At 38.8% G+C, this 23,938-nt stretch carries 35 protein-coding genes; 16 read left to right on the top strand and 19 right to left on the bottom strand.

Going from position 1 to position 23,938, the window contains the following annotated elements; all coding sequences use genetic code 11:
• Positions 1-8: 8 nt before the first annotated feature.
• Complete coding sequence (locus HYV86_05865; protein MBI2573363.1) at positions 9-1,304, bottom strand: pyridoxal phosphate-dependent aminotransferase; 1,296 nt, start codon at positions 1,302-1,304, stop codon at positions 9-11.
• 71 nt (positions 1,305-1,375) lie between these two features.
• Between HYV86_05865 and HYV86_05870 the strand changes: the two genes are divergently transcribed.
• Together HYV86_05870 and HYV86_05875 are read left to right on the top strand one after the other, a co-directional pair.
• Positions 1,376-1,807, top strand: a complete 432-nt coding sequence (locus HYV86_05870; protein MBI2573364.1) for a nucleoside 2-deoxyribosyltransferase — start codon at positions 1,376-1,378, stop codon at positions 1,805-1,807.
• Between the two features lie 53 nt (positions 1,808-1,860).
• On the top strand, positions 1,861-2,457 hold the full coding sequence (locus HYV86_05875) for a hypothetical protein (protein ID MBI2573365.1): 597 nt from the start codon (positions 1,861-1,863) through the stop codon (positions 2,455-2,457).
• Between the two features lie 4 nt (positions 2,458-2,461).
• Here the strand turns inward: HYV86_05875 and HYV86_05880 are convergent, their stop codons facing one another.
• Positions 2,462-2,701 (bottom strand): hypothetical protein, encoded by a 240-nt coding sequence (locus HYV86_05880; protein ID MBI2573366.1) that lies wholly within the window; start codon positions 2,699-2,701, stop codon positions 2,462-2,464.
• Positions 2,702-2,790: 89 nt separating this feature from the next.
• Between HYV86_05880 and HYV86_05885 the strand changes: the two genes are divergently transcribed.
• Together HYV86_05885 and HYV86_05890 are read left to right on the top strand one after the other, a co-directional pair.
• Complete coding sequence (locus HYV86_05885) at positions 2,791-3,801, top strand: SET domain-containing protein-lysine N-methyltransferase (protein ID MBI2573367.1); 1,011 nt, start codon at positions 2,791-2,793, stop codon at positions 3,799-3,801.
• On the top strand, positions 3,798-4,286 hold the full coding sequence (locus HYV86_05890) for an SET domain-containing protein-lysine N-methyltransferase (GenBank protein MBI2573368.1): 489 nt from the start codon (positions 3,798-3,800) through the stop codon (positions 4,284-4,286). Before HYV86_05885 ends, HYV86_05890 begins: the two co-directional genes overlap by 4 nt.
• 1 nt (position 4,287) lies before the next feature.
• On the opposite strand, the gene HYV86_05895 is transcribed toward HYV86_05890, so the two are convergent.
• The gene (locus HYV86_05895) at positions 4,288-4,686 is read right to left on the bottom strand and encodes an NUDIX domain-containing protein (GenBank protein ID MBI2573369.1); all 399 of its coding nucleotides are present in this window, start codon (positions 4,684-4,686) and stop codon (positions 4,288-4,290) included.
• A gap of 50 nt (positions 4,687-4,736) precedes the next feature.
• Between HYV86_05895 and HYV86_05900 the strand changes: the two genes are divergently transcribed.
• Complete coding sequence (locus HYV86_05900) at positions 4,737-5,171, top strand: HAD hydrolase-like protein (GenBank protein ID MBI2573370.1); 435 nt, start codon at positions 4,737-4,739, stop codon at positions 5,169-5,171.
• On the opposite strand, the gene HYV86_05905 is transcribed toward HYV86_05900, so the two are convergent.
• The 15 genes from HYV86_05905 to HYV86_05975 form a co-directional block, all read right to left on the bottom strand.
• Positions 5,168-5,632, bottom strand: coding sequence for a metal-dependent hydrolase (locus HYV86_05905; protein MBI2573371.1), 465 nt, complete (start codon positions 5,630-5,632; stop codon positions 5,168-5,170). The two genes, HYV86_05900 and HYV86_05905, sit on opposite strands and share 4 nt — an antisense overlap.
• A 32-nt stretch (positions 5,633-5,664) precedes the next feature.
• A complete protein-coding gene (locus tag HYV86_05910) occupies positions 5,665-6,258 on the bottom strand; it encodes a hypothetical protein (GenBank protein ID MBI2573372.1) in 594 nt (197 codons plus the stop codon).
• Between the two features lie 40 nt (positions 6,259-6,298).
• Positions 6,299-7,288: a hypothetical protein gene (locus HYV86_05915; protein ID MBI2573373.1), complete on the bottom strand. Its 990-nt coding sequence runs from the start codon at positions 7,286-7,288 to the stop codon at positions 6,299-6,301.
• A gap of 55 nt (positions 7,289-7,343) precedes the next feature.
• Entirely contained in the window at positions 7,344-8,561 is a 1,218-nt protein-coding gene (locus tag HYV86_05920) for a hypothetical protein (GenBank protein MBI2573374.1), read from the bottom strand.
• A complete protein-coding gene (locus HYV86_05925) occupies positions 8,558-8,869 on the bottom strand; it encodes a hypothetical protein (protein MBI2573375.1) in 312 nt (103 codons plus the stop codon). The genes HYV86_05920 and HYV86_05925 overlap by 4 nt, the downstream gene beginning before the upstream one ends.
• A complete protein-coding gene (locus HYV86_05930) occupies positions 8,844-9,419 on the bottom strand; it encodes a hypothetical protein (GenBank protein MBI2573376.1) in 576 nt (191 codons plus the stop codon). Before HYV86_05930 ends, HYV86_05925 begins: the two co-directional genes overlap by 26 nt.
• Complete coding sequence (locus tag HYV86_05935; GenBank protein MBI2573377.1) at positions 9,416-9,934, bottom strand: hypothetical protein; 519 nt, start codon at positions 9,932-9,934, stop codon at positions 9,416-9,418. Before HYV86_05935 ends, HYV86_05930 begins: the two co-directional genes overlap by 4 nt.
• Before the next feature lie 4 nt (positions 9,935-9,938).
• Positions 9,939-10,550 carry a hypothetical protein gene (locus tag HYV86_05940; GenBank protein MBI2573378.1) on the bottom strand — a complete coding sequence of 204 codons (612 nt, stop codon included), beginning with the start codon at positions 10,548-10,550 and terminating at the stop codon, positions 9,939-9,941.
• A gap of 46 nt (positions 10,551-10,596) precedes the next feature.
• Positions 10,597-10,941: a hypothetical protein gene (locus HYV86_05945; GenBank protein ID MBI2573379.1), complete on the bottom strand. Its 345-nt coding sequence runs from the start codon at positions 10,939-10,941 to the stop codon at positions 10,597-10,599.
• Positions 10,942-10,969: 28 nt separating this feature from the next.
• Positions 10,970-11,857: a hypothetical protein gene (locus tag HYV86_05950; protein ID MBI2573380.1), complete on the bottom strand. Its 888-nt coding sequence runs from the start codon at positions 11,855-11,857 to the stop codon at positions 10,970-10,972.
• A 77-nt stretch (positions 11,858-11,934) separates the two neighbouring features.
• A complete protein-coding gene (locus tag HYV86_05955) occupies positions 11,935-12,864 on the bottom strand; it encodes a hypothetical protein (protein MBI2573381.1) in 930 nt (309 codons plus the stop codon).
• 1 nt (position 12,865) lies between these two features.
• Positions 12,866-13,018 carry a hypothetical protein gene (locus HYV86_05960; protein MBI2573382.1) on the bottom strand — a complete coding sequence of 51 codons (153 nt, stop codon included), beginning with the start codon at positions 13,016-13,018 and terminating at the stop codon, positions 12,866-12,868.
• Positions 13,015-13,161 carry a hypothetical protein gene (locus tag HYV86_05965; protein ID MBI2573383.1) on the bottom strand — a complete coding sequence of 49 codons (147 nt, stop codon included), beginning with the start codon at positions 13,159-13,161 and terminating at the stop codon, positions 13,015-13,017. The genes HYV86_05960 and HYV86_05965 overlap by 4 nt, the downstream gene beginning before the upstream one ends.
• A gap of 8 nt (positions 13,162-13,169) precedes the next feature.
• Entirely contained in the window at positions 13,170-13,538 is a 369-nt protein-coding gene (locus tag HYV86_05970) for a hypothetical protein (protein ID MBI2573384.1), read from the bottom strand.
• Positions 13,539-13,547: 9 nt separating this feature from the next.
• Positions 13,548-13,892 (bottom strand): hypothetical protein, encoded by a 345-nt coding sequence (locus HYV86_05975; GenBank protein MBI2573385.1) that lies wholly within the window; start codon positions 13,890-13,892, stop codon positions 13,548-13,550.
• Between the two features lie 133 nt (positions 13,893-14,025).
• Between HYV86_05975 and HYV86_05980 the strand changes: the two genes are divergently transcribed.
• The 11 genes from HYV86_05980 (at position 14,026) to HYV86_06030 (ending at position 23,428) form a co-directional block, all read left to right on the top strand.
• Positions 14,026-15,129, top strand: a complete 1,104-nt coding sequence (locus tag HYV86_05980; GenBank protein ID MBI2573386.1) for a LamG domain-containing protein — start codon at positions 14,026-14,028, stop codon at positions 15,127-15,129.
• An 87-nt stretch (positions 15,130-15,216) separates the two neighbouring features.
• Complete coding sequence (locus HYV86_05985; GenBank protein MBI2573387.1) at positions 15,217-16,332, top strand: LamG domain-containing protein; 1,116 nt, start codon at positions 15,217-15,219, stop codon at positions 16,330-16,332.
• 57 nt (positions 16,333-16,389) lie between these two features.
• On the top strand, positions 16,390-17,553 hold the full coding sequence (locus HYV86_05990; GenBank protein MBI2573388.1) for a LamG domain-containing protein: 1,164 nt from the start codon (positions 16,390-16,392) through the stop codon (positions 17,551-17,553).
• Between the two features lies 1 nt (position 17,554).
• The gene (locus tag HYV86_05995; GenBank protein ID MBI2573389.1) at positions 17,555-18,637 is read left to right on the top strand and encodes a LamG domain-containing protein; all 1,083 of its coding nucleotides are present in this window, start codon (positions 17,555-17,557) and stop codon (positions 18,635-18,637) included.
• Between the two features lie 31 nt (positions 18,638-18,668).
• Entirely contained in the window at positions 18,669-19,775 is a 1,107-nt protein-coding gene (locus HYV86_06000) for a LamG domain-containing protein (protein ID MBI2573390.1), read from the top strand.
• A gap of 53 nt (positions 19,776-19,828) precedes the next feature.
• A complete protein-coding gene (locus HYV86_06005) occupies positions 19,829-20,245 on the top strand; it encodes an FAD synthase (protein ID MBI2573391.1) in 417 nt (138 codons plus the stop codon).
• A 42-nt stretch (positions 20,246-20,287) separates the two neighbouring features.
• Positions 20,288-20,887, top strand: a complete 600-nt coding sequence (locus HYV86_06010) for a hypothetical protein (protein MBI2573392.1) — start codon at positions 20,288-20,290, stop codon at positions 20,885-20,887.
• A gap of 39 nt (positions 20,888-20,926) precedes the next feature.
• Positions 20,927-21,805: a GTP-binding protein gene (locus HYV86_06015; GenBank protein ID MBI2573393.1), complete on the top strand. Its 879-nt coding sequence runs from the start codon at positions 20,927-20,929 to the stop codon at positions 21,803-21,805.
• Between the two features lie 80 nt (positions 21,806-21,885).
• Positions 21,886-22,275 carry a DoxX family protein gene (locus HYV86_06020; protein MBI2573394.1) on the top strand — a complete coding sequence of 130 codons (390 nt, stop codon included), beginning with the start codon at positions 21,886-21,888 and terminating at the stop codon, positions 22,273-22,275.
• Positions 22,276-22,382: 107 nt separating this feature from the next.
• Positions 22,383-22,826, top strand: a complete 444-nt coding sequence (locus HYV86_06025) for a hypothetical protein (protein MBI2573395.1) — start codon at positions 22,383-22,385, stop codon at positions 22,824-22,826.
• A 35-nt stretch (positions 22,827-22,861) separates the two neighbouring features.
• Positions 22,862-23,428 carry a hypothetical protein gene (locus HYV86_06030; protein MBI2573396.1) on the top strand — a complete coding sequence of 189 codons (567 nt, stop codon included), beginning with the start codon at positions 22,862-22,864 and terminating at the stop codon, positions 23,426-23,428.
• On the opposite strand, the gene HYV86_06035 is transcribed toward HYV86_06030, so the two are convergent.
• A complete protein-coding gene (locus tag HYV86_06035) occupies positions 23,425-23,931 on the bottom strand; it encodes a hypothetical protein (protein MBI2573397.1) in 507 nt (168 codons plus the stop codon). The genes HYV86_06030 and HYV86_06035 overlap by 4 nt on opposite strands.
• Positions 23,932-23,938 lie beyond the last annotated feature (7 nt).

A 23,938-nucleotide genomic window follows, 5' to 3' on the forward strand; every position in this document is an offset into this window, starting at 1 on the left:
TAACTCATTTAAGTTTTAACTTTCCTTCTAAATCCTTCCACCAACTTGACAAACAATTCCGGCACTAGCTTCATTTCACCAGCAGGAACAACGAATGCAATTCGTAGCTGAGTCTTGCCAGGATTCTTGGTATACACGTCAGTATAAAATCCTTCCATCGGAGCAGTAAGTAATGTTACGTTCTCTTTCCCAACAACAACAGATCCTTCACGCGCGCAATACAATACAAACTGCGTGGAGTCAAAGTTAGCATCGACGTTACGCATGTCAACAACCATATACAAAGCAGACTGAGGTTGACTTACAATTAACTTCGGCATGCGTTTCAAAAACTCTGTTCGTAGAAAATGCATCTGTTCACTATAATATGCTCGCTGTTGAGCATACCATTTCTCTAAATCTTGTTTATTCTCATTAAGAATTCCAGCAAAGATGTATTGCCCAATACTATTTGATCCTAATGTTGCTGTACATTCAGCCACAGCTTTTTCATGAAATTCTTTATTATCAGTAATAATAGCGCCGATGCGCAGACCACACGCATTCCACACTTTTGAAGTGCTCTCGATACTAATGCGACAGCCAGAAATACCTAGTACCTCTTTTTCGGTGATCGCCCACACACTCGATACTTTTTGTTTGGTATACACTAACCCTCGATACGCTTCATCACTAATAATCCACATCCCATATTTCACACATAAACGCGCTAATTCATTCAATTCTTCTTGTGGATAAAATTGACCTGTGGGATTGTCATAGGGGATGACAACCAATGCTGCAGGTTTTTCTTTCTTGATCGTTGCTTCAATTTGTTTGAAATCAGGTAAACTAAAAACGCCATCTTCATTCATCGTGCGGCAAACCGACACCACTCGTCGGCACGTTCGCTTCGCTAAGAGTTTGTAATTAGGATAAGCAGGGTCAAGCAATAATACTGGACGTTCTGGGTCAGTAGTACCAAGTAAAGTGATTTCCATGGCAGCAGAGCCCCCTTCCGTGATATTGCAATAAAGATTATTAGTATTAAAACCAAAACTATTGATTACATGTAAAAATGCATTGCGTGTTTCTGGCACACCAACAGTTGGGGCATAGCCGTCAACGCCTTTAGCAAAAGGACTTTTTGTTCCTAACTCTTTGAGACGCTTTTGCATGGCTGGATGCATGGGTAAGGTGACGTCACCGATTGCTGCGTTAATAGGACGTACGCCATCGGTGCGTTTAGCACATTCGATTTGAGCTAAGCGTACAGGAGAAGGACCACGTTGAGCAAAATAAGTTGAGAGGGAAGGTTTGGGCATATAGGCAGGTAGAGAAGAGGTGTTAATATAGTTTTGGGAGAAATTTATAAAATTGGTTCTGTTTTAAGATTATGATGAATAAATCTCTCAAAATCTACTTTGCCGCATCGATTCGTGGCGGACGAGAATTGCAACCCGTATATGAAGAAATTGTGACATTCTTAGAAACCAAAGGGAAAGTATTGACCGAACATCTGCGAGAGAAAACATTGACAAATCAAGGTGAACAAGGTATTACTACGCAGCAAATTTTTGAACGGGATATGAAATTTTTGCAAGAAGCAAATGTCATGATTGCAGAAGTGACGGTGCCGTCATTAGGTGTGGGATATGAACTTGCGGTGGCTGAGCAGTTAAGAATACCCATATTATGCTTATATTATCCAATAGGGGGTAAGAGTTTATCTGCGATGATACAGGGGAACACAAAGTTAGTTGTGAAAGAGTATCGGACATTGGACGAAGCCAAGAAAGAAATTGAGGAGTTTTTGGAGGGGTTGTAGCTGGTTGCTTATTTGCACGAAAGCTTATATATTCTTTAGGATATAATTAGATTATGCTTTCAAAGTTACAAAGAGTGTTAATTGCGTTGGTCATTGTCTTACTATATCCTTTTTTGAAAATACTTATAGGGGACTTTTCAACGACATCTTTGATTAGAGACTTTTTTCTTTCGTTAGTTGGCTTTGTACTCTTTTATAATTTGTTGGGTAATGGTTACAATCAGAATGTTAATCAGAAAAAAGTAAAATATCCTATTTGGTTCTTACGTTCAATTCCTACTCTATCATATTTATATGTAATTACTTTGATAGTAGGTATTATTTTGGCTTATGCTTTAGGTACTAAAACCTTATTTTGGGTTGCACTTTCTCTTTTTTTCAGTCAAAATTTCTTAGTAACGCTGGTTCATTTATCCCATGTTAAGAAAATCTCAAAAAGTATTTTGACACTATTTACTGCTATATTCATTCCATTATCCCTCGTCGCGTTGATATTGCCTTTTGGTAAGATTAAAATTGTTCTTTTTGGTCTACTTAGCACTCCTGTTTTGATTATTACTCTGTATGGTTTCTATGTAAAGATGAAATTTGTTGATCCAGAAGAGCTCAATTACCTTCTTCAAAAGAGATTAAAGCAGAAAAAAAAGTAGTTTCTTATCTTTCACAATCATCCACTGTCACTGCCGCATCCCTAAAGTATTCTTCACACTGTGTACTCATTGAATATCCACTCATAAAATGTCCGCAGGCGGCAGCAGATGGTCCTACCGCAACAGGACTTTGCGAAAATGCATTCACACATTCTATACAACAATCAGGATTTAAAGAAGGCTGAGTAGTACAAGATAGTGTTAATGAAGTAAGAAATAGAATAAAGAGTAATTTGTAATTCATCATGTATTATCATATAACTTGCAATAAAAACCTTCCTACATATCCTGCTGTAGAGAAAGATTTAAAACCGGCTCCAAAACCTCAAACCCATGGTGTATAGCTGGTTATCTCCCAAAGCCCAAACAAAAAAATCAAGTATTGAAGGAACTGGAACATTCTGTAAAACTAAAATCCACAAAGATGAACTTATCTGTGTTTTTGGTGGTCATATCTTTGATACAAAAACGTGGAAAACACTTGATGAAAGTGTTGGTTCATTAGCACTTCCTCTCAACGAAGAATTTGTTATTGCGCTTCATCATCTCTCTGAAGCCGGCGATGGTGATTTTGTCAATCATTCTTGCAATCCCAACGCTGGAATTCATGGGCAAATCTTTCTCGTCGCCATGCGCGAAATCGAAGCCGGCGAAGAAATTACCTTTGACTATGCAGTTGTTCTTGCTGACATTGCTCCACAAGATTGCGAGTTTGACTGTCATTGTGGTGCAATTAGTTGTCGTGGAAAAATCACAGCTCATGATTGGAAACGCGACGATTTACAACACAAATATGCCGGTTATTTCTCACATTATATTCAACAAAAGATCAATTACATTGAAGAAATGAAAAAGCGGGGAACTTCACCTCTTGTCGTTATCAAAGAATCAGCAATTCATAATAAAGGCGGCTACGCTGCCTGTGATATCGCCAAAGGCACAAAGATTATCCAATACGTTGGTGAGAAACTCACTAAAGAAGTCTCGAATCGACGTTGTGAAGAGCAAGTTGAATTAGCCAAGACCGACCCTTCCTGCGGCGAAGTTTACATCTTTGAACTTGATGACCAATATGACATTGACGGAAATGTTCCCTATAATACAGCCCGATTTCTCAACCATTCCTGTGAACCAAACTGTCGCGATGTAAATGACAATGGGGAAATTTGGATCGTCGCCATTCGCGATATCAAAAAAGGAGAAGAATTACTGTATAATTATCGCTTTGGACTTGATGACTTTCAAGATTTTCCTTGCCGCTGCGGTTCTCCACGCTGCTTTGGGTATATCTTAGACGAAGAAGATTGGGCAGATGGTCGCGATATCCTTTCTCAGAAAAAATGAACCATCCACACGATCTCATTGAAATAAAAACATCCTCCATTCATCATTTTGGTATCTTTGCCAAAAAAGATATTGCTAAAGGCACGAAAATAATCGAATATATTGGCGAGAAAATTTCTAAGAAACAAAGTGCTCGACGATCTCAAAAAACCCTCAAAACATCGCAAAAAGATCCATCGGCTGGTGCCGTGTATATGTTTGAATTAGACGATGAATGGGATATTGATGGCAATGTCGAAAACAATCCTGCACGTTTCTTAAACCACTCCTGTGACCCCAATTGTGAGGTAGAAATTGAAGATGGGCATATCTGGATCTACGCCAAACGCGACATCAAAAAAGGTGAAGAGCTATTATATAATTATGGGTACGATCTAGAATTTTATCAAGATCACCCTTGCAAATGCAATTCTAAACGGTGTGTAGGCTATATCGTGCATGAGGACCACTGGGAAAAATTAAAAGAGTTATTACAGAAAAACTAGTTCAAACCAATTCTCGTCGTATCAATTCTGGCAATATCTTATTTTTAATAATGGGTGAAAGAATCGTCACATTATCGTCTCTTCCAAACCATCGTTGATCTTGAATCTCGCAAGATGGTTTTGGTTCACCTACAATCTCTCCAATATACACTTCAATCGCCACAATAGTATTTGCTTCATTCGCAGCAGCATCCTCTACATGACACAAAAAAGACAAAGAAGACGTAACAACATCGCAATCATGTTCCTCTTTAATCTCGCGTACTAAACATTCTTCTGGGGTTTCATGAGGTGTTGGCTTGCCGCCAGGAAGAAGAAAAAGAGACGTATTTTTCTTCCTATTTACTAAGAATCTTTTATCACGAAGAATAATCAGACCATATTTGTGGATCGTGTTCATTGTTTTTTTAGAAGGAAGATTTTTTATAAAGATATATGGTTGTTTTTTCCATGCACAACGCAGCAATTCTCGATTTTAGTCGGACATTATACGATCCTGACAATGGATGTCTCATTGAGGGAGCAAAAGAGCTTCTTAACGCGTTACAACATAAAAAATATCAAATGATCCTAGTAAGCCGCACCAAAGACTTGCAGCATAAACATCTTGAACACCTAGGAATTCGCCATTTCTTTTCCGAAATTATCATCACCACGACAAAAGATGAAAGCATGTTTAGTGCGATTGCCAACGATGCCAACATTAATCCTGCACAGGTTCTTGTGATCGGAGATAAAGCGCAAAGTGAAATTATCGCGGGTAAGAAAGCAGGCATGAAAACAATTTGGTTTCGATCCGGAAAGTATGCTCACGAGATACCTTTAGAAGGTATGGGACCTGATGTAATGGTCGATAAATTAATTGACATAATAAAGTATATTTAAAATAAAAGTATCACAATTCCCACAAACAACCCTACTTGAACAAACTTCTCTATCACTCCACCGGTCTTGATAAACCCACGAATACGTGGTCGTTCTAATGGATAGAAAAGAGGAATACCCTGAGGAGTAAGAAAGTCACCCACAATGTGTGCTACATAGCCAAGCAGCAAACCAAATGCCCATAATTTTCCTACAAACAACCCCAACAGGATTGCTAGTGCCATAAAGAAAATCAGCGAATGAAAAAATCCTCGATGTCGTGAAAGAAACGCAATAATTTTTCCAAAAAATCCTGTAAAACGATTAATTGTGCTATGCGCCTCATCAATATCGGGCAACGCTGCCCCCAAAAGCACAATTCCTAACAGCCCTACTGCTTCAAAAGATGAAATACCTGTCCACCACGATTCCGTCAAAAGAAAAAAGAGAATCGCGAATAAAGCATGCGAGACAAAGAGCATAAGATAACAATGTTGTAGAAGTATTTAAGATTTTAGAGATCGATGCGAAGATGGTCTTCAAGATAACGTATACCCATATCAGACTCAAAGTGAGAAGTAGGATCAATAAAACGTCTTCTTCGCTTTCCATCTGGGTAAATCACTTGGGCGACTTCTACATCGGGCTCTTCCTGAAGAATATTTCGTTTTCCGTTCGATAGATCTTCCATGAGGATACCTACTGCGTGGTATTCCATCCCCTGCCAACGTACAGAGGTTGTAACTGGAACAATAAAAGAAGAAGGATCATCTCCATACTCAAATGCTTTATGATACGCATCGAGTTGTTGCGCGAATAGATTTCTCCCGATTCGAGTCGTAAGGTGGTATGGTTGTTTCAATCCAAGGCGGAGTGCTACTGGGATCGGTTCTTCTTTTTCTGGTCTTAATGCAATAACGATATGGTCTTTTCCAGATCCTAATTCTAGAAGTGGAGGTGGAACGATAATGGGAGAATATGATGAGAGTTCTGCTCGAGCATTATAGACCGCTTGGAAACACATTCGAGCTCTATCCAGAAGTTGAGCATCCTGCCGTAGTATATGTGCCATTCTTGCACTGCGGTCAAAATAATCCATAAATGCCATGATGATTAGAATAAAAAGTTATTTTAATTTTTTTTAGATTCTACTTCACTGCTTCCAACTTCTTCAATTCTTCCTGCGGGTCAGCTTTCTCAACTAACTGCACATTAAACTCTAAGCGGTCAAACATGTCATTCTTTGTGACACGACCAATAAACTTATACTGCTCACCGAGTAAATCAGTCTTCGATTCTTCAAACAAACTAAGATTGGTCTTGACAGCATTAAAATCAAGATCAGGCTTATTCAATAAGCGATCCGTTTGATTTTTCCACAGAACGGTACGAATGTTACCACTGCCATCATCAAGAATCAAATTTAGCACATATGATAATGTAGGTTCAACTTTCCCATGCTCAGCGCACGTCATCGCGCCTTCTTGCTCCGTTACTTTCTTATTGCAACTTCCACACACAGAAAAAAAGCGAGGATCAAAGATTTGCACAATGGTTCCCATAATCTCTACATTACTCTCTCCTGCAGAAAGATTTGAAATAGGTTTACGTGCGACTTCTGTCGTTTTGCGAACACTCTCTATCTGCACGCCTTCTGGGTTAATATTGATTGTTCCTTTATCACCAAGATGTAATTCTCGTCCGCCTTGGTTTTCACGCACATAACAATTTTTGACTTCAAGAATATCGTCTTCTTTGAGTTCAGCGATTTTATCTACTTGATCGTTCCAAAACACCGTACGAATTGTACCCGTTTCATCACCTAATAATATAGAACAAACTTTTCCTTTACTTTCACCCTTAACAAACTCGCGAATTTCAAACTTACGCACAACTTTGCCTACTGCACCAACATTGCGCATGCCTGCATAAATCTCTTTGATTTTGAGTTTGGCTTTTTCAGCAGGAGTAGTCTCTAGACCAAGCTCATTTGCCAGAATATGCGCCGCACCTTCTTCACTAATCAATCCAGAAAGTTCATTGATCTTTTGTTTGATACGCGTATCAAAATCACGTGGAGTGATCTGACCACTTTTAAGTATTCGTTCTTTGAGTTCTTCAAACGGGATCTTATACATGATTTTTGGGGGTATAAAGAGGTTTATAAGGTTTTAGCTATTAGAAGAGTACAAATTATTCTGTAATCCCCACAAACCCATTAATCAATGATTCATCTTTTTCTTTGGTTCGAGTTGCTGCAAAGTAATAGGTATCTGGTTGAACAGGTGCAATCAAATACCGTAATTCATTGTTACAAATATGGGGTTCATGAAGTTGTGGCGCGTCACAACTCTCGATAAAAGGACCATTCACAAATTCTTCCTTGCCCAAAATTTGTCCAGTCTGCTCCAAAACAATAATTTGCGAAGCACTACCACTATATCCAACTAAACTATCCACATTAGTGTAATAAATGGTAAATGATAGCGCATCCTGATCGTAAGGAAAATGCACTGTATATCCTTGAGCAGTTTGCACTACTTTAGAAAGTGTAACTGGCAGTGCGTTTGTTGGTGTGAAATCTAACACAAAGGGATATCCTTGATCACTATTAAAGAAAACATAACAAAATAAAACATCGCGACCCTGTGAAGTAAATTCAGGCACGTTACAATTCCCATACTGCCATCGTTGGGCACGGTTGGCATCAAGACACTTTTTAAGATCTTCTTGGTTACGACAAGCAGAAAGTAACTGTGCTGTCTGTGCAAAAACAGCGTCGAGTTCTGCAAGTTGAGTAGGAAGAGTCACTCTTGAAACTAATTGAGTGGTATACTCCTTACGTGCAGCAGTTGTATCAAAAGCAGCCTTGGGTGTAATTGTATCCCAAAATGGAGCAGAACGAGGATCAATCTTCGTTGCGGAAGGTCGAGATTGAATTCGCGCAGGCGCAAGATATTCTACACGAGGTGCAGTGAGATAATGTTCCATGCTCGCAACCATAACGCCATTTTTCTGTTCTAACGTGATCTCGCGATCTACTTGTTGCGCAAGTTGTTGTTGCATCGCTTCTACAAACTCATCATATATTCTAGGAAAGCACATTTTCTCTTTCATATTCCAACGAGCAAAAGAGGCATACGTTCCACACCCGGTGTCATGAGAGGGCAAAGTAGAATATATTTTTTCCTGAGTAAGAAGACTATTTTCCAACACTTTTTTTTCAAACACATATTGGTCTTTCGCAGCTCGATACGCATATTCTTCAAGATACTTATACTGCCATTCACCTTTCACATGGGGTATCTCATCCATTCCTTTGTAATTAAGAACGACAAATAGACCTATCGATGCAAAAATAACAAATACGATCAAAAACGCGACAGTTCCCTTCTTATGCAGTGAGTTCATGATACTCCTCGTTCCTGATTTTGCTTTGGTAACTCGTCTTCTGCTTCAGCACCAGTTACTGTAGTCAGAACTTCTTTTTGTATTTCGAGTTTCTCTTGATTTCGCACTAATTCATTATGATATACTTCAAAATCTGTTGTATGTGATATCGCTACATAATCCGCATTCTTTGTAGATCCTGCCAGTGACGAATAGAGGAAAAAATACGCTAAGAGTGAAACTGTAATAATAAACAGGAAATCGAACAGATCATCGACAATTCCCTTCTTACTTCTCGAATTTTTAGGTCTTGAATGAAGGTTTTGCATTCGGTGTACCTCGTTCTATATCTTTTGGACTCTGCCTGCTCTGTACGCGTGCAGTATCTACCGCTTCCCATGCTCGCGCTGTCTTTCGCGGCAGTGTTTCTTGCACATATATCATCAACTCATCTTTACTAAATTTGGATCCATCCCAGACTAACACATCTTTGCGCAAACTAAAGTGATCAACATTATAATAGTTGTTTGTCGCAATTTGCGCAGCTAATGTATTTTTAAGTTGAAGTCTAAAATTAATCTCTCGATGACCTAACTCTTCAGGAGTTTTATAACAATCATCAAGCCGTTCTTGAGTAAATTTTGCCAAATCAATGCTCCCTATGATTACGTTTCCAGTTAGTTCATCTTGAAATGCAAAACAATCTGGATTATTTGCGAAACGCAATGAAATAAAATCGGAACGAACTTCTGCGGGAACATGTGTCAATTTATCTTTATAACCTGAAATAAGAAAAACAAATGAGATCAGCAGTAAACTAATCGTAAATCCCATCACCAACCAATACATACTCTTGCTCGCAACATCAAATACACTCATGGTCTCGCCTCAGTTGAGGGTGGTAACGGTGACGTTGGCAAGGATGATGCAGGGCACTCTTGCAATGTGATTACTCTCTCTTTTTTATGGATACACACATGCTGTTTTGCTTCAATGAGTCCTTGGTTGGTCTGTCCCACATATCCCACAGGAAGATAAAAATGCGCAGTTGTTTGGTCGTATACTCCATCTGTAGTTTGACGCAGCATAATCGTATCGGATGTTAAAATGAGAGTGTATTGGGTTAAATTTGCCGGATATTCTACTAACACCTCTCCGGGTGTTGCGACAGCTGCATTTACCAGCATTGCTATATCCTGTGTGATACGTGTTTGCGTAACTGTTTGCGACTCTGCGAGTTGTGTTGCTATAGCAATGGTAATACCTGCCACAGCAATCACAAAAAGAACTTCAAATATCATTAATGCCGGTTTCACGCTGGCGCGTTTTGATCTTGGTAAAACAGTGAAGAATGGAATTTGTAATATCCTCAAAATCATGTTTTTAGAGATCATCTTCCTATTTTACCTGCAAATGAATTTTATGCGAATCTTTTACAATTTCAAGAAGCAGACGTCGTTGGTCATGTTCTTCTCGATAATAATGAAATGGCACGATATCTATACCCTCCATAAATTCACAAGACAGTTTAGCACAACTATACGTTTGTTGCGTTTTTACTATTCCATTTTCCTGTTCTTGATGTGAAATTTCAAATTTTCGTTCTTGACATAAACAGATACAATCCTTCTCGTTGCATTGGGAGGGATACTCGTATGCTTCTACAAAATCATAGGGTTCGCTTATTTCCACTCGAGAGGTTCCCCCTGGTCCTTCAACAATCTCGTTATCTCTTTTTTGTTCTGAATTAATCACCGTTAGTTGGTTTGCTTTAAATGTCACAATCGATGTCTCTTGATCCATAATCAAAATGATCGTTTTAACATCATCTCGCATGTTAGGTTGCGCGAGTTGACGAATCGTATTTACCACTTCCCCGAAATTATGTTCTGCTTGATCACTAAGACGAAATACTTTAGAAACACCATAAATTGCTGTTCCAAAAATAAGTATTGCAAGCACTATAGTTAATAAAAAGTCCATTACAAATGCGTTTTTATGTAATCTCATCTTTTTTCCTACTCAACAATTTTCCATTTATTCTATCACTACTCATTTATTCCACACAGCATTCTGGCTTTGCAGTTTTTCCATCTGGAGCAAACTTTGTTGCAGCAGTTTCTTCTGGACAGCCTTCAACTTTACCGTTTTCATCACCCGCAATACATACACATCGATCAAAAAGATCCACGACTCTATCTTTATCACAATCGTTACTACCCTCAATGTTTTCATTAATAACGCCAAACCCTTTATCGCCGCCGCTTTTAAACCAGATAATCAACAACACAAGCACAACCATTGCAATAGTAGCACCAATAATAATCCACCACATTTCTGATGAACCATTGCGCGTCTTTTTACATTTCTCTTGCTTAAAATAGTTTGAAATAGTTCGCATCAGTATCACTCCTTGTGTTTATTCTTTTTTATTTTCCTTCATAATCGGATATCTCTTCACAATTATTTTTCAAAAACGGACCAATTGTTTTTGTTTCTAAATCAACTAGTATAATTGTATCTAGTTCAGTTTCTCTAAATGCCTTCTCGATAAGGTTCGATCCTCCCTCTAGAGCAACGATTGCCCCTCCAACAACCAAACCTACTCCGCCTGTCGCAAGACCATACACCAAGAAAGTTGTCCCTCCTACGGCTGCGGCGCCAGAAAGAAAGTTTCCATCTTCTTTCTTTGATTTAAACATAACTGCATACGCATGATCTTCAAGAATTCCTGCAGGAGTATTTGTTCCTGCTGCAACATTTGTTTCTTCACCAAAAAATCCCATCACCCGACCATTTCCGCCTCCTCGTTGGAAATAATCTAAATATGTCATTTCTTTATTTTTAGAATAAGGAGTTTCACGTAAGAATTGTTCAAATTCAGAAGGTGAAATTGCGTTTCCTTCTTCCAGATCTTTAATATCATCAATAATCAGGGAATAACACGTAAAACATCCATTCTCTGACCCAAAGAGAGGAAAATTAGCAAAAACATCATTGTTATATCTTCCTTCACCCATCATATCCCAACAACGAGCCATATTTTGAGCAATCTGGAGTTGCACATCATGTTTATCTCCTTTTATTTTCTTATCAATGGTTTTACATAAAATGGGTGCGCCTTTAACATCCGAACCACCCACTTCTAAAGCCGCAGACATACGCAGAGCAATACTGCTTTTACATAACGTCTCCGCTTGAAGATCATCATTTTTTGCCTGAGCTTTCATCCAGACCGTGACAATGACTAAAAAAGCAGCGATGGCTATAATTACGTAAATTAGAAATTGAAATTCACCGCGTTTGCAACGTCCCATTCTCTCCCTCTTTTTATAGGTAGAAAGAGAGTGGGCTTTTTGAATTATTCGTTTTTAATGTTCTTGTTTTTCTCAGATTAAGATGAAGAACAGGTAAGAAGATATCCTGTATCCAATGGTCTCATTCCTTCTTGTGTGAATTGTCGAATTAAATTTCCCTCTTCTGCAAGATCAGCCCCTAGACAATCATCATCAAGACCATCCGGATCATCTCCTGAACAAGTGACGTCTCCTACTGTCGTGGGAAAGAAACAAATATGTTTTTTATCTGGAGTATAAAGCAATCCGCCATCTAACAAATTATTTCCTTCATCGTTAATCTCTACCAATCCTAATGCAGAGTTCACTGTTGCTCGTATGGCATTTCCGGTAGCATCAAGACCGGAAGAACGAGTGATCGTAAGTGTTTCAACTGGAAAATAATGCATTGCGTAATCACGTAACATACTTTCTTTTTTAATAGCAAAGGGCACATCGGGAAATCGGACATATGCTTCATAAAAATTCCCTGCAACATTTACCTCTCTTCCATAGGCATCGTTACGTGTTCCGGCAATCACACAAGGTTTTACTCCTTCAATAAACTCATAGGATACTTCTTGAATCCCCCCTACTCCCCCAAGGACTTTGATACTCATACCTTCTTTTCCTTCTTTATTTTTACCAGAAGCGAGTACTAGCGATGTCCCCTCTTCACCAAGGTCAGGAAATCCCGATTCACCTATTCTTTCGTTATATCGAGCAAAACAATACGATTCTTTTGCATTATGCATCAAAGTTATAGTTTTTTTAAGTTGCATAATTACTTTCTCATGTGAAGAAGGAATGGCAGGTTTTGTTCCTGGAGTTTCACTAACACCAATATCCACAAAATTCTTTGCATTATGTGTGCTATCCTTTGCTTTTGTAAAGCTACCGTTAGGACCATACGCCCACAAAAGAAGTAAAACCATAATAATTATCAGAACGGCAACACCCACCACCTTTTCAAAAGAATAACTGCTCATTCTATAACAAATCCCCCAGTCCACCCAATAAATCAGTTAAGTCGCCGCCTAACACTGCAAACCACACAATAACAAAGATAAGAAACGCTAAACCTAGAATCATGAGTATTAAATGCCATGCTTCCATTCCTTTTTTGTTCACCTTACGATTCATGATAATAATTTCCCTCGCAATTTAAACGCATAAAATAGTAACGCCATCCCTAACAATAAGACCAAAATTATGATCATCAGAGTATTTGGTGTTAACCAATCGCTGCCTTTCTTGGAACGAATAAAAGAAGTGAGAATACCCATGCTCTCACCTAAGTACAATACATTTTTTTTGCACTAAATTGCACACATTGGCTATCTGCGGATTTTTGCGTGCAAACAGGATCAGTTCCTACTGTTTTACATTCAACCGGCACGCCTAAACAACACACTTTTGCGTCTCCACCAGCAGCGTTCCCACAATCAAACGCGCCATTCTCTAAAGTACTTCGGGGGCATTCTCCACTCGCAGCGCAAATTCCTCCTTTTCCTTCACAATCACTTAACCCTGCTTCTAAGAGATTGGTTTTTCCTGTAAAAAGAACAATAAGAATAACTAAAACAAGAAGAGCAATCACTGCGCCAATAATAATCCACCACATGGTGGCATCAGCGCGACGTGATTGTAAAATTGATGTCATGACCAACTCCTAATAACGGCAACCGTTTGCTTCACAGTTTGTTTTGTCATCATTCCAGCTTTTACACCGGCTGATTTCATCACGGAAACGAGATTGGGCAACTTCTTTATCTTCAGGCGTTGCTGCTTGAGAATATTCAGTTGTATACGTTGATTCACGCGCAACAGTTGGTTTACAAGAACCATAGCTAATCTTCATTTCTGCAAGATCAACATTTCCCTGCGCGCCGACACCTTGGTTAAAAATTGCGATTCTTCCTGTAAAAATAGCACCTAAAATAACTAAAATGAGGAGTGCTAATACTGCAACAATAATTACATTAATGGACATACTTTGCCCTTTGTTTGAAAGCATACTCTTCCACCTCTTTTTTTCTACTAACCTGGTAAACGGAAAATATGTATATAAAACTTGCTGTATGTGCGAGTGCTCATTCCATTGCTCTGTCCCGCAATAGTTAAATAGTAAAAAGTGTCCTCTCGTTGTGATGTTTACACAAAGAGGTCGATTTTGGTTACTCATAGTGCTCTTCCTATTTCTTCTTCCATCTCTTGTTTTGAGCGGTGTTCATTTCGTTGACCCTACTCTGGCAAATAACACCCTTACCTCAAATCAAACTGTGTACATCAATGTTTCTTTTACAGAACTAAACCTTCAAAGTATAATTTACAATTGGAATAGCACTAATTTCACACTTTTCAACAGCTCAACTGTCTTGTTGTTGAACTTCAACAACCTTTCAAATTTAGGCGAAAACGGCAGTATTGTCAAAGATGCGAGTCTTTCTGGAAATAATGGCACTACTATTAATGGAAGTACTATCATCACTAATGGAAAATATGGTTCTGCGATTACCTTTGATGGTCTAAGCGGATACGCCCGCATTCCTCACAGCACTTCTCTTCAATTTGGAACGGGTGGGTTTTCTATAAATTTTTGGATGAAAGTCAGCTCAACACCTGTTGTAAGTCAGACCGGACAAATTTTTGGCAAAAGAGTAGCTGGCGGTGGCAACTACGAGCTCCAAATCTCCAATGAAGTTCTTGTGGCCTACCTTGAAACTCCTACAACTCAGATTACTTCTACTTATAACATTAGCCAACATCTCGGAGAATGGATTTTTGTGACACTCAATCGTAATAATACTGCAGCAGGAATCTACGTTAATGGTTTGTTAAATACATCGGCAACATCAACCCAAAATATCAACAGTGTCGCACCATTAGAACTAGGTCGTGATGGGGATGGAAAAAACGAGTATTTCAACGGGTCAATCGATAATTTTATGATTTTCAATCGTGGTCTTACTCACGCTGAAATCTTGGAGTTATACTTCTCAAATTTAGAACGACATAGCAATGAAAGTTGGACTTTTTTCATTAACCAAAGCCAAAATACCACTGGCGTTCTTGCCAACGGAACATACACCTATCAATTTTTTGCAACAAATAGTTCTGGCACTACTTCAAATACAACACAATGGCAAGTACGTATTGGACAACTGCTCGATGTTCCTGAATGGAGTACTCTAGGTATGGTAGTAATACTCATTATCACTATCTCTAGCTTCTTTCTACGTAAAGAAACATAAAACCAGTCCAAGAAAAATTGTTCGCATGCATTTTCTCACTCGGAGCTCTTCGCAACTATTAAATACCTCATTTTTCTTATCTATTGTATGGTTGTAGTGAAGAGGTTTATTTCTAATACGTTGTGTTTTATTCTTCTATTTTGTTTTACCTCATTAACCTCCGCAACAGTAACTCCTACATTCATTAATCCTACGCCAGCCAACAACACAGTAACATCAAACACTTCTATTCTCATCAACATTTCTTTTACAGAACCATATCTTACCAATGTGACTTATATTTGGAATGGAACCAATTATACTCTCTATGATAACTCTACTCTTCTTTTCTTAATGGGTTTCAACAATTTCTCTGGTATTGGTGATAACACCACAACTGCTGTCGATGTTTCTGCTCGCGCCCGCAATGGCACAATTACGGGAGCAATCTTCAATACGACTGGTCGTTACGGTGGCGCGTATAGTTTTATGGCAGGAAATCAATATATCCAAACTCAACGTAATTTCATGAACAACCTCTCCACCTTTTCTATGGCTGGTTGGGTTTATGCAGAAGCAACAGGGAACAGAATTGCTTTTTTTGGTCAAAATGATGCTATCGAGTTTGGTTTCATTGATGCTAACACCATCACGTTTTATACTAGTGATGCCTCAAGTGCTTCTTGGACAATTAACAGTACTCTCTTTCCTCTTAATGCGTGGAATTTCGTCGCCGTTACTGCAAATAATAATACTAATCCCTCTCTTACAATTTATATTAACGGGATTGCCCAAGCAACCGGAGGCACTGTTACAGATACATTCGGCAATTCTGTTTATAATTTTAGCATCGGTGGATGTGTTTGGGATCCAACAGGCAATAATTTCACTGGAATGATTGATGAAGTGATGGTTTTTAACCGCACACTCACTCCTGCAGAAGTGTATCTCACATATAGTTCTAATCTTTACAAATATGCTAATGATCAATGGTATCTCTCTATTAATCAAAGTCTTAATGCAACGCAAACTCTTGTCAATGGCACTTATACCTACCAAGTTTTTACGCAAAATATCTCCGGAACTTCATTAAACACAGAACAACGTACAGTTATCATCGGACAGCTTCCAGGTGTACCTGAATTCGGCGAGTGGGCAATACTACTTATTTTAATCTCTACTGTTCTGGGGTACTTTCAAATGAAAAAAGCTAATTTGTCTTAGGCACTTAAGACCACTCTTCCCGTAAAGGTTAAATATCCTACGAACAGCGTTTTATTCATGAATGGACAAAAGAGGAGTAGATTGTATACGTTAAGTAGTATCATCCTTTTTTGTCTCGCGTTCTCATTTACTGTTTATGCTGACCAAAGTCCTACCTTTATTGATCCTACTTTTGCTAACAACACGCTAACCTCCAACACATCAATTGTAGTTAATGTTTCCATCACAGAGCCTCTTTTAGGCAACATAACCTATAATTGGAACGGCAGTAATTACACATTGTACAGCGAAGAACTCGTAGTTATGTTTAATTTTGATAACCTTTCAGGTGTGGGAGAGAATTACAGTGGAAACCGCAGTAACATTTTCGATGCATCACGCAATCGCAACAATGGAACTTGGATCACTAATCTCACCAATGAGACTATCAGAAGTAATTGGACTGCGCAGGGCAGGCATGGTGGTGCCATTGGTTTTGATGGTATTGATGATGTTGTGTACATCTCTAGTATTCCTGGCTTAAGCAATGCTACTAGCATAACATTTTCCTACTGGGTAAAATTCCCTGACAATGCGACAAGTTATGACTTGAGTGGTTTTGTCAAAAGTGGCAGTGGTCCTGCAATCCGTTTAGGTCGAAGTAGTACCGGTGGTATTTTCATCAACCCTGGAACCCATACCGATATTTCTATTTCTCATTCCATCAACAACAAAAACCAATGGTATTTCCTTGCGTTAACTTCAGCTGTTGGAAAAAACTGGACCGTCTACGTTGATGGTAAAAATATTTCCAGCGGAACCAATGGTCTTCCTAGTGTTGGATTTGCGGGCGATACCCCATTTGGCATCGGTGCAACACTTGAACCAATTTCAACGGTATGGGAAACCAGGGGGTTCATCGATGAGCCTCGTATTTACAACCGCAGTTTCACACCAGAGGAGATCTACACCCTTTACATCTCAAATTTCCAGAAAGTAACAGAGTCGCAATGGTACTTTTCCGCTAACCAAAGCCTCAATGCAACGGATGTTCTTGTGAACGGAACGTATACCTATCAATTTTTTACTAAAAATACGACCGGCACGCAAAGCAGTACCGAGCAACGAACCATTCACATTGGCCAACTACCAGCAGTTCCAGAATTTGGTGAGTGGGCAGTTTTACTGATTCTAATCTCAACTGTTGTAGGATATTTTCGGATGAAGCAAAGGACAGAATAAGATGGTATTGGCTTCTCAACAATCATTAAATCGGTTCTTACTTTTTTCATTATTTGTAATTTTATTATCAAGTCCAAGCATCGCATCAGTCTCTTTTGTCGATCCAACTATGTCAGACAATACTCTTAGTTCAAATACAAGCATCATCATTAATGCAACTATTACAGATGCAGCATTGCGTGAAGTGATGTATGTTTGGAACGGTTCCAACTTCACGTTCTACAATAATAGTATCTCATTGATGTTTAATTTTGATACTTACACTCAACTCAACGACACCAGTAAATTTCATAGAAATGCTTCCTATATGGGTGATGCTGCCTACACAGCTTCAGGAAAATATAATGGAGCCGTTGCATTTGATGGAAATGGAGATTATATCCAACTCAACACAACAACGGGGATTCCTGTAGGTAACGACCTGTATACAATTTCAGCTTGGATTAATCCCACCATCTGTAATGGTGGGTATGGTATTGTGGGATGGGGAAGTTATGGGTCCTCAAACCAAGCGAACGCATTTCGTCTTGCAACAGGTTGTTTTATCCTCAACTACTGGTGGGCTAATGACATCACTTCTACCGGCACAGTTGCAATCAATCAATGGAATCATGTCGTAGCGACATTTAATGGTTCAACTCGTTCGCTTTATATTAATGGGCGCTTAGACAAATCCGACACCCCCAGCGGCCACAACGTAGTTGTTGTAGATCCCGTTACAATTGGAAAGACTTACTCCAATGAATATTTTAATGGAACCATTGATGAAGTTCGCATCTGGAACTGCTCCTTCAATTCTACAGAGATCTATGAACAATATGTTTCTAATTTGCGCCAGTATGATACGGACAAATGGGAACTGCTTGTTAACCAAAGTAAAAACGCTACTGCCGTTTTAGACAACGCAACCTACACCTATCAAATCTTCACATACAACACGACCGGCAGCCAAAGTAGTACAGAACAACGTAGTTACACCTTAGGACAAATTCCCATCACCCCAGAGTTTGGTGAATGGGCAATGTTACTCATCCTCATTACGGTCATCAGCGGTTTTTATGGTCTTAAACGGCATTCAGAGTAAGGATTAAATACTCTCATCTGCTCTTCTCATCATGGACCAAAAGAGGATAATGTTCACTATTTTAGTCTTTGCGCTGTATTCTTATTCTGGTCTTGCTACTGTTACTTTTATTGACCCAACACCTTCCGATGCAACCCTCTCTTCCAACACCAGCGTGATCATTAATGTATCCATCACAGAATCAAATCTAAGTTCCATTACTCATGTGTGGAATGGTACTAATTTCACTTTTTATAACAGCTCATTGGTTCTCCTTCTTAATTTTGAACCGTATAGGGGAATGAATGACTCTTCCTCATCAGCTCTGAGCCCGAGCATTTTTGGCGATTCATCCATCAATTCCAGCGGGGGCAAGTATGGTGCATCGCTTACTCTTGATGGAACAGGCGACTATCTAACTATCCCTCGAGTAATCACAGACGATTTCACACTTGCAGCTTGGATAAATAAAAGAACATCATTAACCAATAATGGTGCTTGCAGTAATGATCAATGGTATTGTGGGTTTGGCATTCTTGACGCAGAAGTAGCGGGTGTAAGCAATGATTTTGGATTAGGAGTGAAAGATAACAAAATTATTTTTGGAATCGGAAATGCGGATACCAGTATCCTCTCCACGACAACACTCAATTCAGATCAGTGGTATTTTGTCGCCGCAACTCGTGAAAAATCTACTGGTGCTATGCGAATTTATGTGAATGGTATTAATGAGACTCAAGCAACAGGAAATACTAATTCTTTAACTTCAAACGCCAACATCTATATCGGTGAAGATGGTAGTGGAAACCGAGGGTTCTTTAATGGTCAATTTGATGATGTCCAAATTTACAATCGTACTCTCTCTAATGCCGAAATCGCCGAGCTCTACCTGCAAAACATCTGGCGACATAATGCGACACAGTGGTATTTCTATGTTAATCAAAGTCAGAATGCCACCACAGTATTATCAAATGGTACGTATACTTACCAAATTTTTACTACAAACACGACAGGAAGTGGGAGCAATACAGAACAACGCACCTATACTTTAGGTCAACTCCCAACTGCTCCTGAATTTGGTGAGTGGGCGATACTGCTTATTTTAATCTCAACAGTTGCAGGCTATTTTCACATGCGCACCAAACAACAAAACGACTAACCCAAAGAACACTCATCACCAAGTTTTTTAAACTTCACAACTCTTCTTCTCCTATGAAAACCGTCATGTGTTTTGGCACATTCGACTTACTGCACTTAGGTCATCTTTCCTACTTTACTCAAGCTAAGAAATACGGTGATCATCTCATCGTTGTCATTTCTCGTGATTATACCAGAAATAAAGAAAAAAGAAAAACGATCTTTAATGAGAAAGAACGTGTAAAATTAATTCAATCGCTTAAAATCGTTGATGAAGCCGTCCTTGGCTATCCACAAGATCATCTACGTATCATTGAAGAACAGAAGCCAGATATCATTGTATTAGGCTACGATCATCCGATAGCGGAAAAGGAATTGCAACAACGACTTGCACAACGAAATTTGCATCCCGCAATAAAACGAGCAAAAGCCTACAAAACCCATTCTCAAAAAACTGGTACGATCAAACAGAAAATTCTCAAACTAAAATAAAGATTAAGAATATTTATAAAAAAGATTTCTAAAAATAATACTATGACAACTTTAACTATTGATGATGCCATATTACTTGACTTAATTGCAGGAAAATTCTTGAAAGAGCTATCGCCAGAACAAAGAGCACGGGTTACTGAGGCTCTCGAAGCACGAGCTATGTGGGGCGATGGACCACGAACTGTACAAAAGATTCAAATTACTAACCCAGAACACTCTAGCTTATTTTCTACAGGTGAATCATGGCATGCGTATGCTCAATTATTACATCATGGTCGAGACGGTGTCCATCAAGTTGTTGAAGATCCCCAAAGAGCCCGATACAGTGCAAAATTAAATCTCTCTTTCGTGAATCCTGTGAATCCAACAGAGTTACGAGCAAACTTAGCTCTATATCGTGCTGATCAACCCCAAGCATGGCAAGTTTCTATTCAAGATAGAATCGGTGTTCTCACAATTGACGGAACCAGTTTCTATTGCGGCGATCACAAGGGTAGTAATCTCACTACTCTTACAAATTTTATTAAAGGGCCTGAAATTGCTGATAAAGGGAACCGACCGTATATTCGTGGTGAATACTTAAATCGACCAATAGGAACTCTAAATGATCCCATCTTTCTACCACCTCGACCGGTGAAATAATCAAGATACATTTTTAACTTCATTCTTTTTTATTATTCTGTGGTTTCCAAAACACCTTTAATCCTTCTCGCCGGCTATCTTGGCAGCGGTAAAACAACTCTTTTACTTCATCTCCTTTCACAATCAAAACAGAAAATCGCCGTTCTCATGAATGAATTTGGTGATGTAGGAATTGATACAGACACCATCAAAGGAGAAAACATCCAGATCAAAGAATTACTTGAAGGCTGTGTGTGTTGTTCGTTAGTAGGTGAGTTTGAAGCCGCAGTCAAAGAAATTATCACAAAATATCATCCTGAATTAATCATCGTTGAAACAACAGGCATTGCCGAAGCGGACAATCTCGTCCTTTCTGTTCGTGACTCTCTCTCACAAGTTGATCTCAAATCTGTTGTCACGGTTGTCGATGCTGATCTCATGATCCGGTTTCCATCATTAGGACACAACATTGAACTACAAGTCCAAGCAGCCGATGTATTGATCTTGAATAAAATCGATTTGGTTTCAAAAGTACAAGTAAAGACCTGCGAAGAACGATTACACAAACTGAACTCACATGCCAGGATTATTACTACAAAACATGGCAAAATTGATTTTGCTTCTCTTCTCAGTGCAAAATTAGCCTCTTCTAAAGTAATTAAACCAGTTAATCATAAAACTACTATGCAAACATTCTCACTTTCGACTACAAAGATTACCAAAAAGAACCTAGAAGAATTCCTCCAAAAATTACCCAAAAGCGTTATGCGTTGCAAGGGGTATGTTACCATTGGGTCAACTCAATACCTTGTGAATTATGTACGTGGTCGCTGGACCATAGAAAAAGGCAACGGAACACAGAAACTGGTGTTTATTGGAGAAAATGTCACAAAAGACAAAATCAAGATCGTAACATTACTCAAAAAGCACTTAACTTAAACTTTCTACAGCATCAATTTTTTCGCAACCTTTTTAACCCGTCAAAACTCCTTCATCCTACACTTAGGAGGTGTTTAACAATGTGTATCGGAAAATATACAAGTAAATATAGCGAACACTTTTACGTTGTGTTTCGTGTAGTTATTGGTCTCATGTTCTTCATGCATGGATTCTTAAAGTTCAGCGCAATGAATGTACCTGTTGCAAGCTTATTTGGCGTCGCAGGCATTGTAGAAATTCTTGCAGGTCTTGGCATTTTAGTAGGTATGTTTAGCCGTCTTGCAGCTGTTGGTGGTCTTGTGACTATGGTTGTTGCATTGGCAACTCAACATTTCCCTAAAGGCATTAATCCTTTAGCAAATGGCGGAGAACTTGCAGTACTCTATCTTATTGCATTCTTGATAATCTTGGGCAAAGGCAACGGCAAAGCAAGTCTTGAGAAAGCTTTACTTAAGAAAGAAATGTGTTAAGTCCTTTCTTTATTTTTTTCTTTTAGTTTCTTTTTTTCCACAATCTATCCACCCAATAGTTATGCAACTTAATAAGATTTAAATAGCCTTTCTGCTCATAACTCAGTATGAAAACAACTCAGATCATTATTGGAATTATTGCTGTTCTCTCATTATTTCTCGTAAGCTGTAACAGTACCAAATACGATGAATTTGCACAATGTCTTACTGATAATAAAGTAGTCATGTATGGTGCGTATTGGTGCGGTCATTGCGCAGAACAAAAACGCATGTTTTCTGACAGTTTTGAAAAAGTAACCTATGTTGAATGTTCTTTACCTGACAACGCTGGTCAAACCCAAGTGTGTCAAATGAAAAACATCACTGGCTATCCTACCTGGGAATTTGCTGACGGTTCAAGAGTAAGTGGGAAACAAGAATTTGAGACATTGAGTGCAAAAAGCGGCTGTCTTCTTCCGGATGGAACCTTAGGAACTGATCAACGACCCACAGTTTCCCAGCTACCTCAAGAACCGATCCCTATGCCAGATATTGCGGCTCAAACAGAATAGATTATTTTTTATATTGCTCTTCTTTTATTTTAATCATGGGAATTGTTGAAGACGCACGGGTGTATGCTGTTTTAGAAATTGAAAAAACCGGCTTACCTAATATAACACATTTTGAAATTAGTGAGAAGAAAGCAATCCAACTCGCTAAAGTACTCAAAGCAGATGAAAAAATCGTACAAATCGGTGTCTACTTCATGGATTTAAAGTTAGGACAAGCAATGAAAGAAAATAGGCTCACAGATCACATTCCTATGGCAGTCACAGCGGCACAAGAATTTTTCAAAGTTCATAAGATTTCCAAACCTAATCAAGAAAAAATCATTAACTGTATTCAAGCCCATCACAAAGAAATTCCATTCACTTGTATTGAAGCAGAAATTTGTGCTAATGCTGATTGTTATAGATTTATCCACCCAAAAGGATTTTTTGCCTATCTCACTATTCTTGGAAAAAGATACTCAAATCTCAATGAGTGTTTAGAACAAGCAGAAAGAAAAATGGATGAAAAATACAAAACCCTTTCCCTACCTCTATGCAAAAAAGAACTAGCTCCTTACTATAAAAATCTAAAACAATACCTCAAAGATGCACGCTATCTCTAATTCTTCTTTATTTCACACACTTTCGTCACAATCTTCTTCGATAAAACATACCAAGAATAAATCAACAGCCCTAATCCTAATACGGCTAATTCTACTCCTTGAAATGGCAGCCATGCCAATAATCCCGTCAACCCCAACAAACTAAATATTCCCAAAGCACAGGATGCGCACCCAGGTGCAACCACCCCTGCAATCACACCAACGACTCCCATCCCCATTTGTTCACGTACTTGACGACGCAATAAAAAAATCATGTACGTTACAACAATACCTGTCAGGATCGAAACTAAAGACAAAAACAAATACGAACTCAACGGCATCAAATCCACCGAACCCCAGACACTCCAAAAAGCAAACACAACATCACCCTCAAAAATCAAGCGGTAATTCTTTATCAAAACATTAAACCAATACGCAGCAATACTTATCGCTACCGTTAAAGCAATATACTTCCAAGAGCCATACACTTCACGCGCAGCAGTAAAAAATTTGTGAAAAATCATAATAAAA

The organism is Candidatus Woesearchaeota archaeon (assembly GCA_016188115.1).
In the GTDB taxonomy this organism is placed as follows: Archaea; Nanobdellota; Nanobdellia; order Woesearchaeales; family GW2011-AR9; genus JACPIK01.

Coding starts and splice junctions, on each gene's coding strand:
- HYV86_05910 (MBI2573372.1), bottom strand. CDS start 6,258: ATGGCATTTATGGATTATTTTGACCGCAGTGCAAGAATGGCACATATA.
- HYV86_05875 (MBI2573365.1), top strand. CDS start 1,861: ATGCTTTCAAAGTTACAAAGAGTGTTAATTGCGTTGGTCATTGTCTTA.
- HYV86_05970 (MBI2573384.1), bottom strand. CDS start 13,538: ATGACATCAATTTTACAATCACGTCGCGCTGATGCCACCATGTGGTGG.
- HYV86_06025 (MBI2573395.1), top strand. CDS start 22,383: ATGAAAACAACTCAGATCATTATTGGAATTATTGCTGTTCTCTCATTA.
- HYV86_05950 (MBI2573380.1), bottom strand. CDS start 11,857: ATGGGACGTTGCAAACGCGGTGAATTTCAATTTCTAATTTACGTAATT.
- HYV86_05935 (MBI2573377.1), bottom strand. CDS start 9,934: ATGATCTCTAAAAACATGATTTTGAGGATATTACAAATTCCATTCTTC.
- HYV86_06030 (MBI2573396.1), top strand. CDS start 22,862: ATGGGAATTGTTGAAGACGCACGGGTGTATGCTGTTTTAGAAATTGAA.
- HYV86_05865 (MBI2573363.1), bottom strand. CDS start 1,304: ATGCCCAAACCTTCCCTCTCAACTTATTTTGCTCAACGTGGTCCTTCT.
- HYV86_05900 (MBI2573370.1), top strand. CDS start 4,737: ATGCACAACGCAGCAATTCTCGATTTTAGTCGGACATTATACGATCCT.
- HYV86_05915 (MBI2573373.1), bottom strand. CDS start 7,288: ATGTATAAGATCCCGTTTGAAGAACTCAAAGAACGAATACTTAAAAGT.
- HYV86_06020 (MBI2573394.1), top strand. CDS start 21,886: ATGTGTATCGGAAAATATACAAGTAAATATAGCGAACACTTTTACGTT.
- HYV86_05995 (MBI2573389.1), top strand. CDS start 17,555: ATGGTATTGGCTTCTCAACAATCATTAAATCGGTTCTTACTTTTTTCA.
- HYV86_05985 (MBI2573387.1), top strand. CDS start 15,217: ATGGTTGTAGTGAAGAGGTTTATTTCTAATACGTTGTGTTTTATTCTT.
- HYV86_05890 (MBI2573368.1), top strand. CDS start 3,798: ATGAACCATCCACACGATCTCATTGAAATAAAAACATCCTCCATTCAT.
- HYV86_05920 (MBI2573374.1), bottom strand. CDS start 8,561: ATGAACTCACTGCATAAGAAGGGAACTGTCGCGTTTTTGATCGTATTT.
- HYV86_05925 (MBI2573375.1), bottom strand. CDS start 8,869: ATGCAAAACCTTCATTCAAGACCTAAAAATTCGAGAAGTAAGAAGGGA.
- HYV86_05965 (MBI2573383.1), bottom strand. CDS start 13,161: ATGGGTATTCTCACTTCTTTTATTCGTTCCAAGAAAGGCAGCGATTGG.
- HYV86_06010 (MBI2573392.1), top strand. CDS start 20,288: ATGACAACTTTAACTATTGATGATGCCATATTACTTGACTTAATTGCA.
- HYV86_05990 (MBI2573388.1), top strand. CDS start 16,390: ATGAATGGACAAAAGAGGAGTAGATTGTATACGTTAAGTAGTATCATC.
- HYV86_05940 (MBI2573378.1), bottom strand. CDS start 10,550: ATGAGATTACATAAAAACGCATTTGTAATGGACTTTTTATTAACTATA.
- HYV86_06005 (MBI2573391.1), top strand. CDS start 19,829: ATGAAAACCGTCATGTGTTTTGGCACATTCGACTTACTGCACTTAGGT.
- HYV86_05960 (MBI2573382.1), bottom strand. CDS start 13,018: ATGAATCGTAAGGTGAACAAAAAAGGAATGGAAGCATGGCATTTAATA.
- HYV86_06000 (MBI2573390.1), top strand. CDS start 18,669: ATGGACCAAAAGAGGATAATGTTCACTATTTTAGTCTTTGCGCTGTAT.
- HYV86_05955 (MBI2573381.1), bottom strand. CDS start 12,864: ATGAGCAGTTATTCTTTTGAAAAGGTGGTGGGTGTTGCCGTTCTGATA.
- HYV86_05980 (MBI2573386.1), top strand. CDS start 14,026: ATGTTTACACAAAGAGGTCGATTTTGGTTACTCATAGTGCTCTTCCTA.
- HYV86_05930 (MBI2573376.1), bottom strand. CDS start 9,419: ATGAGTGTATTTGATGTTGCGAGCAAGAGTATGTATTGGTTGGTGATG.
- HYV86_05975 (MBI2573385.1), bottom strand. CDS start 13,892: ATGCTTTCAAACAAAGGGCAAAGTATGTCCATTAATGTAATTATTGTT.
- HYV86_05880 (MBI2573366.1), bottom strand. CDS start 2,701: ATGAATTACAAATTACTCTTTATTCTATTTCTTACTTCATTAACACTA.
- HYV86_05895 (MBI2573369.1), bottom strand. CDS start 4,686: ATGAACACGATCCACAAATATGGTCTGATTATTCTTCGTGATAAAAGA.
- HYV86_05870 (MBI2573364.1), top strand. CDS start 1,376: ATGATGAATAAATCTCTCAAAATCTACTTTGCCGCATCGATTCGTGGC.
- HYV86_05945 (MBI2573379.1), bottom strand. CDS start 10,941: ATGCGAACTATTTCAAACTATTTTAAGCAAGAGAAATGTAAAAAGACG.
- HYV86_05885 (MBI2573367.1), top strand. CDS start 2,791: ATGGTGTATAGCTGGTTATCTCCCAAAGCCCAAACAAAAAAATCAAGT.
- HYV86_05905 (MBI2573371.1), bottom strand. CDS start 5,632: ATGCTCTTTGTCTCGCATGCTTTATTCGCGATTCTCTTTTTTCTTTTG.
- HYV86_06035 (MBI2573397.1), bottom strand. CDS start 23,931: ATGATTTTTCACAAATTTTTTACTGCTGCGCGTGAAGTGTATGGCTCT.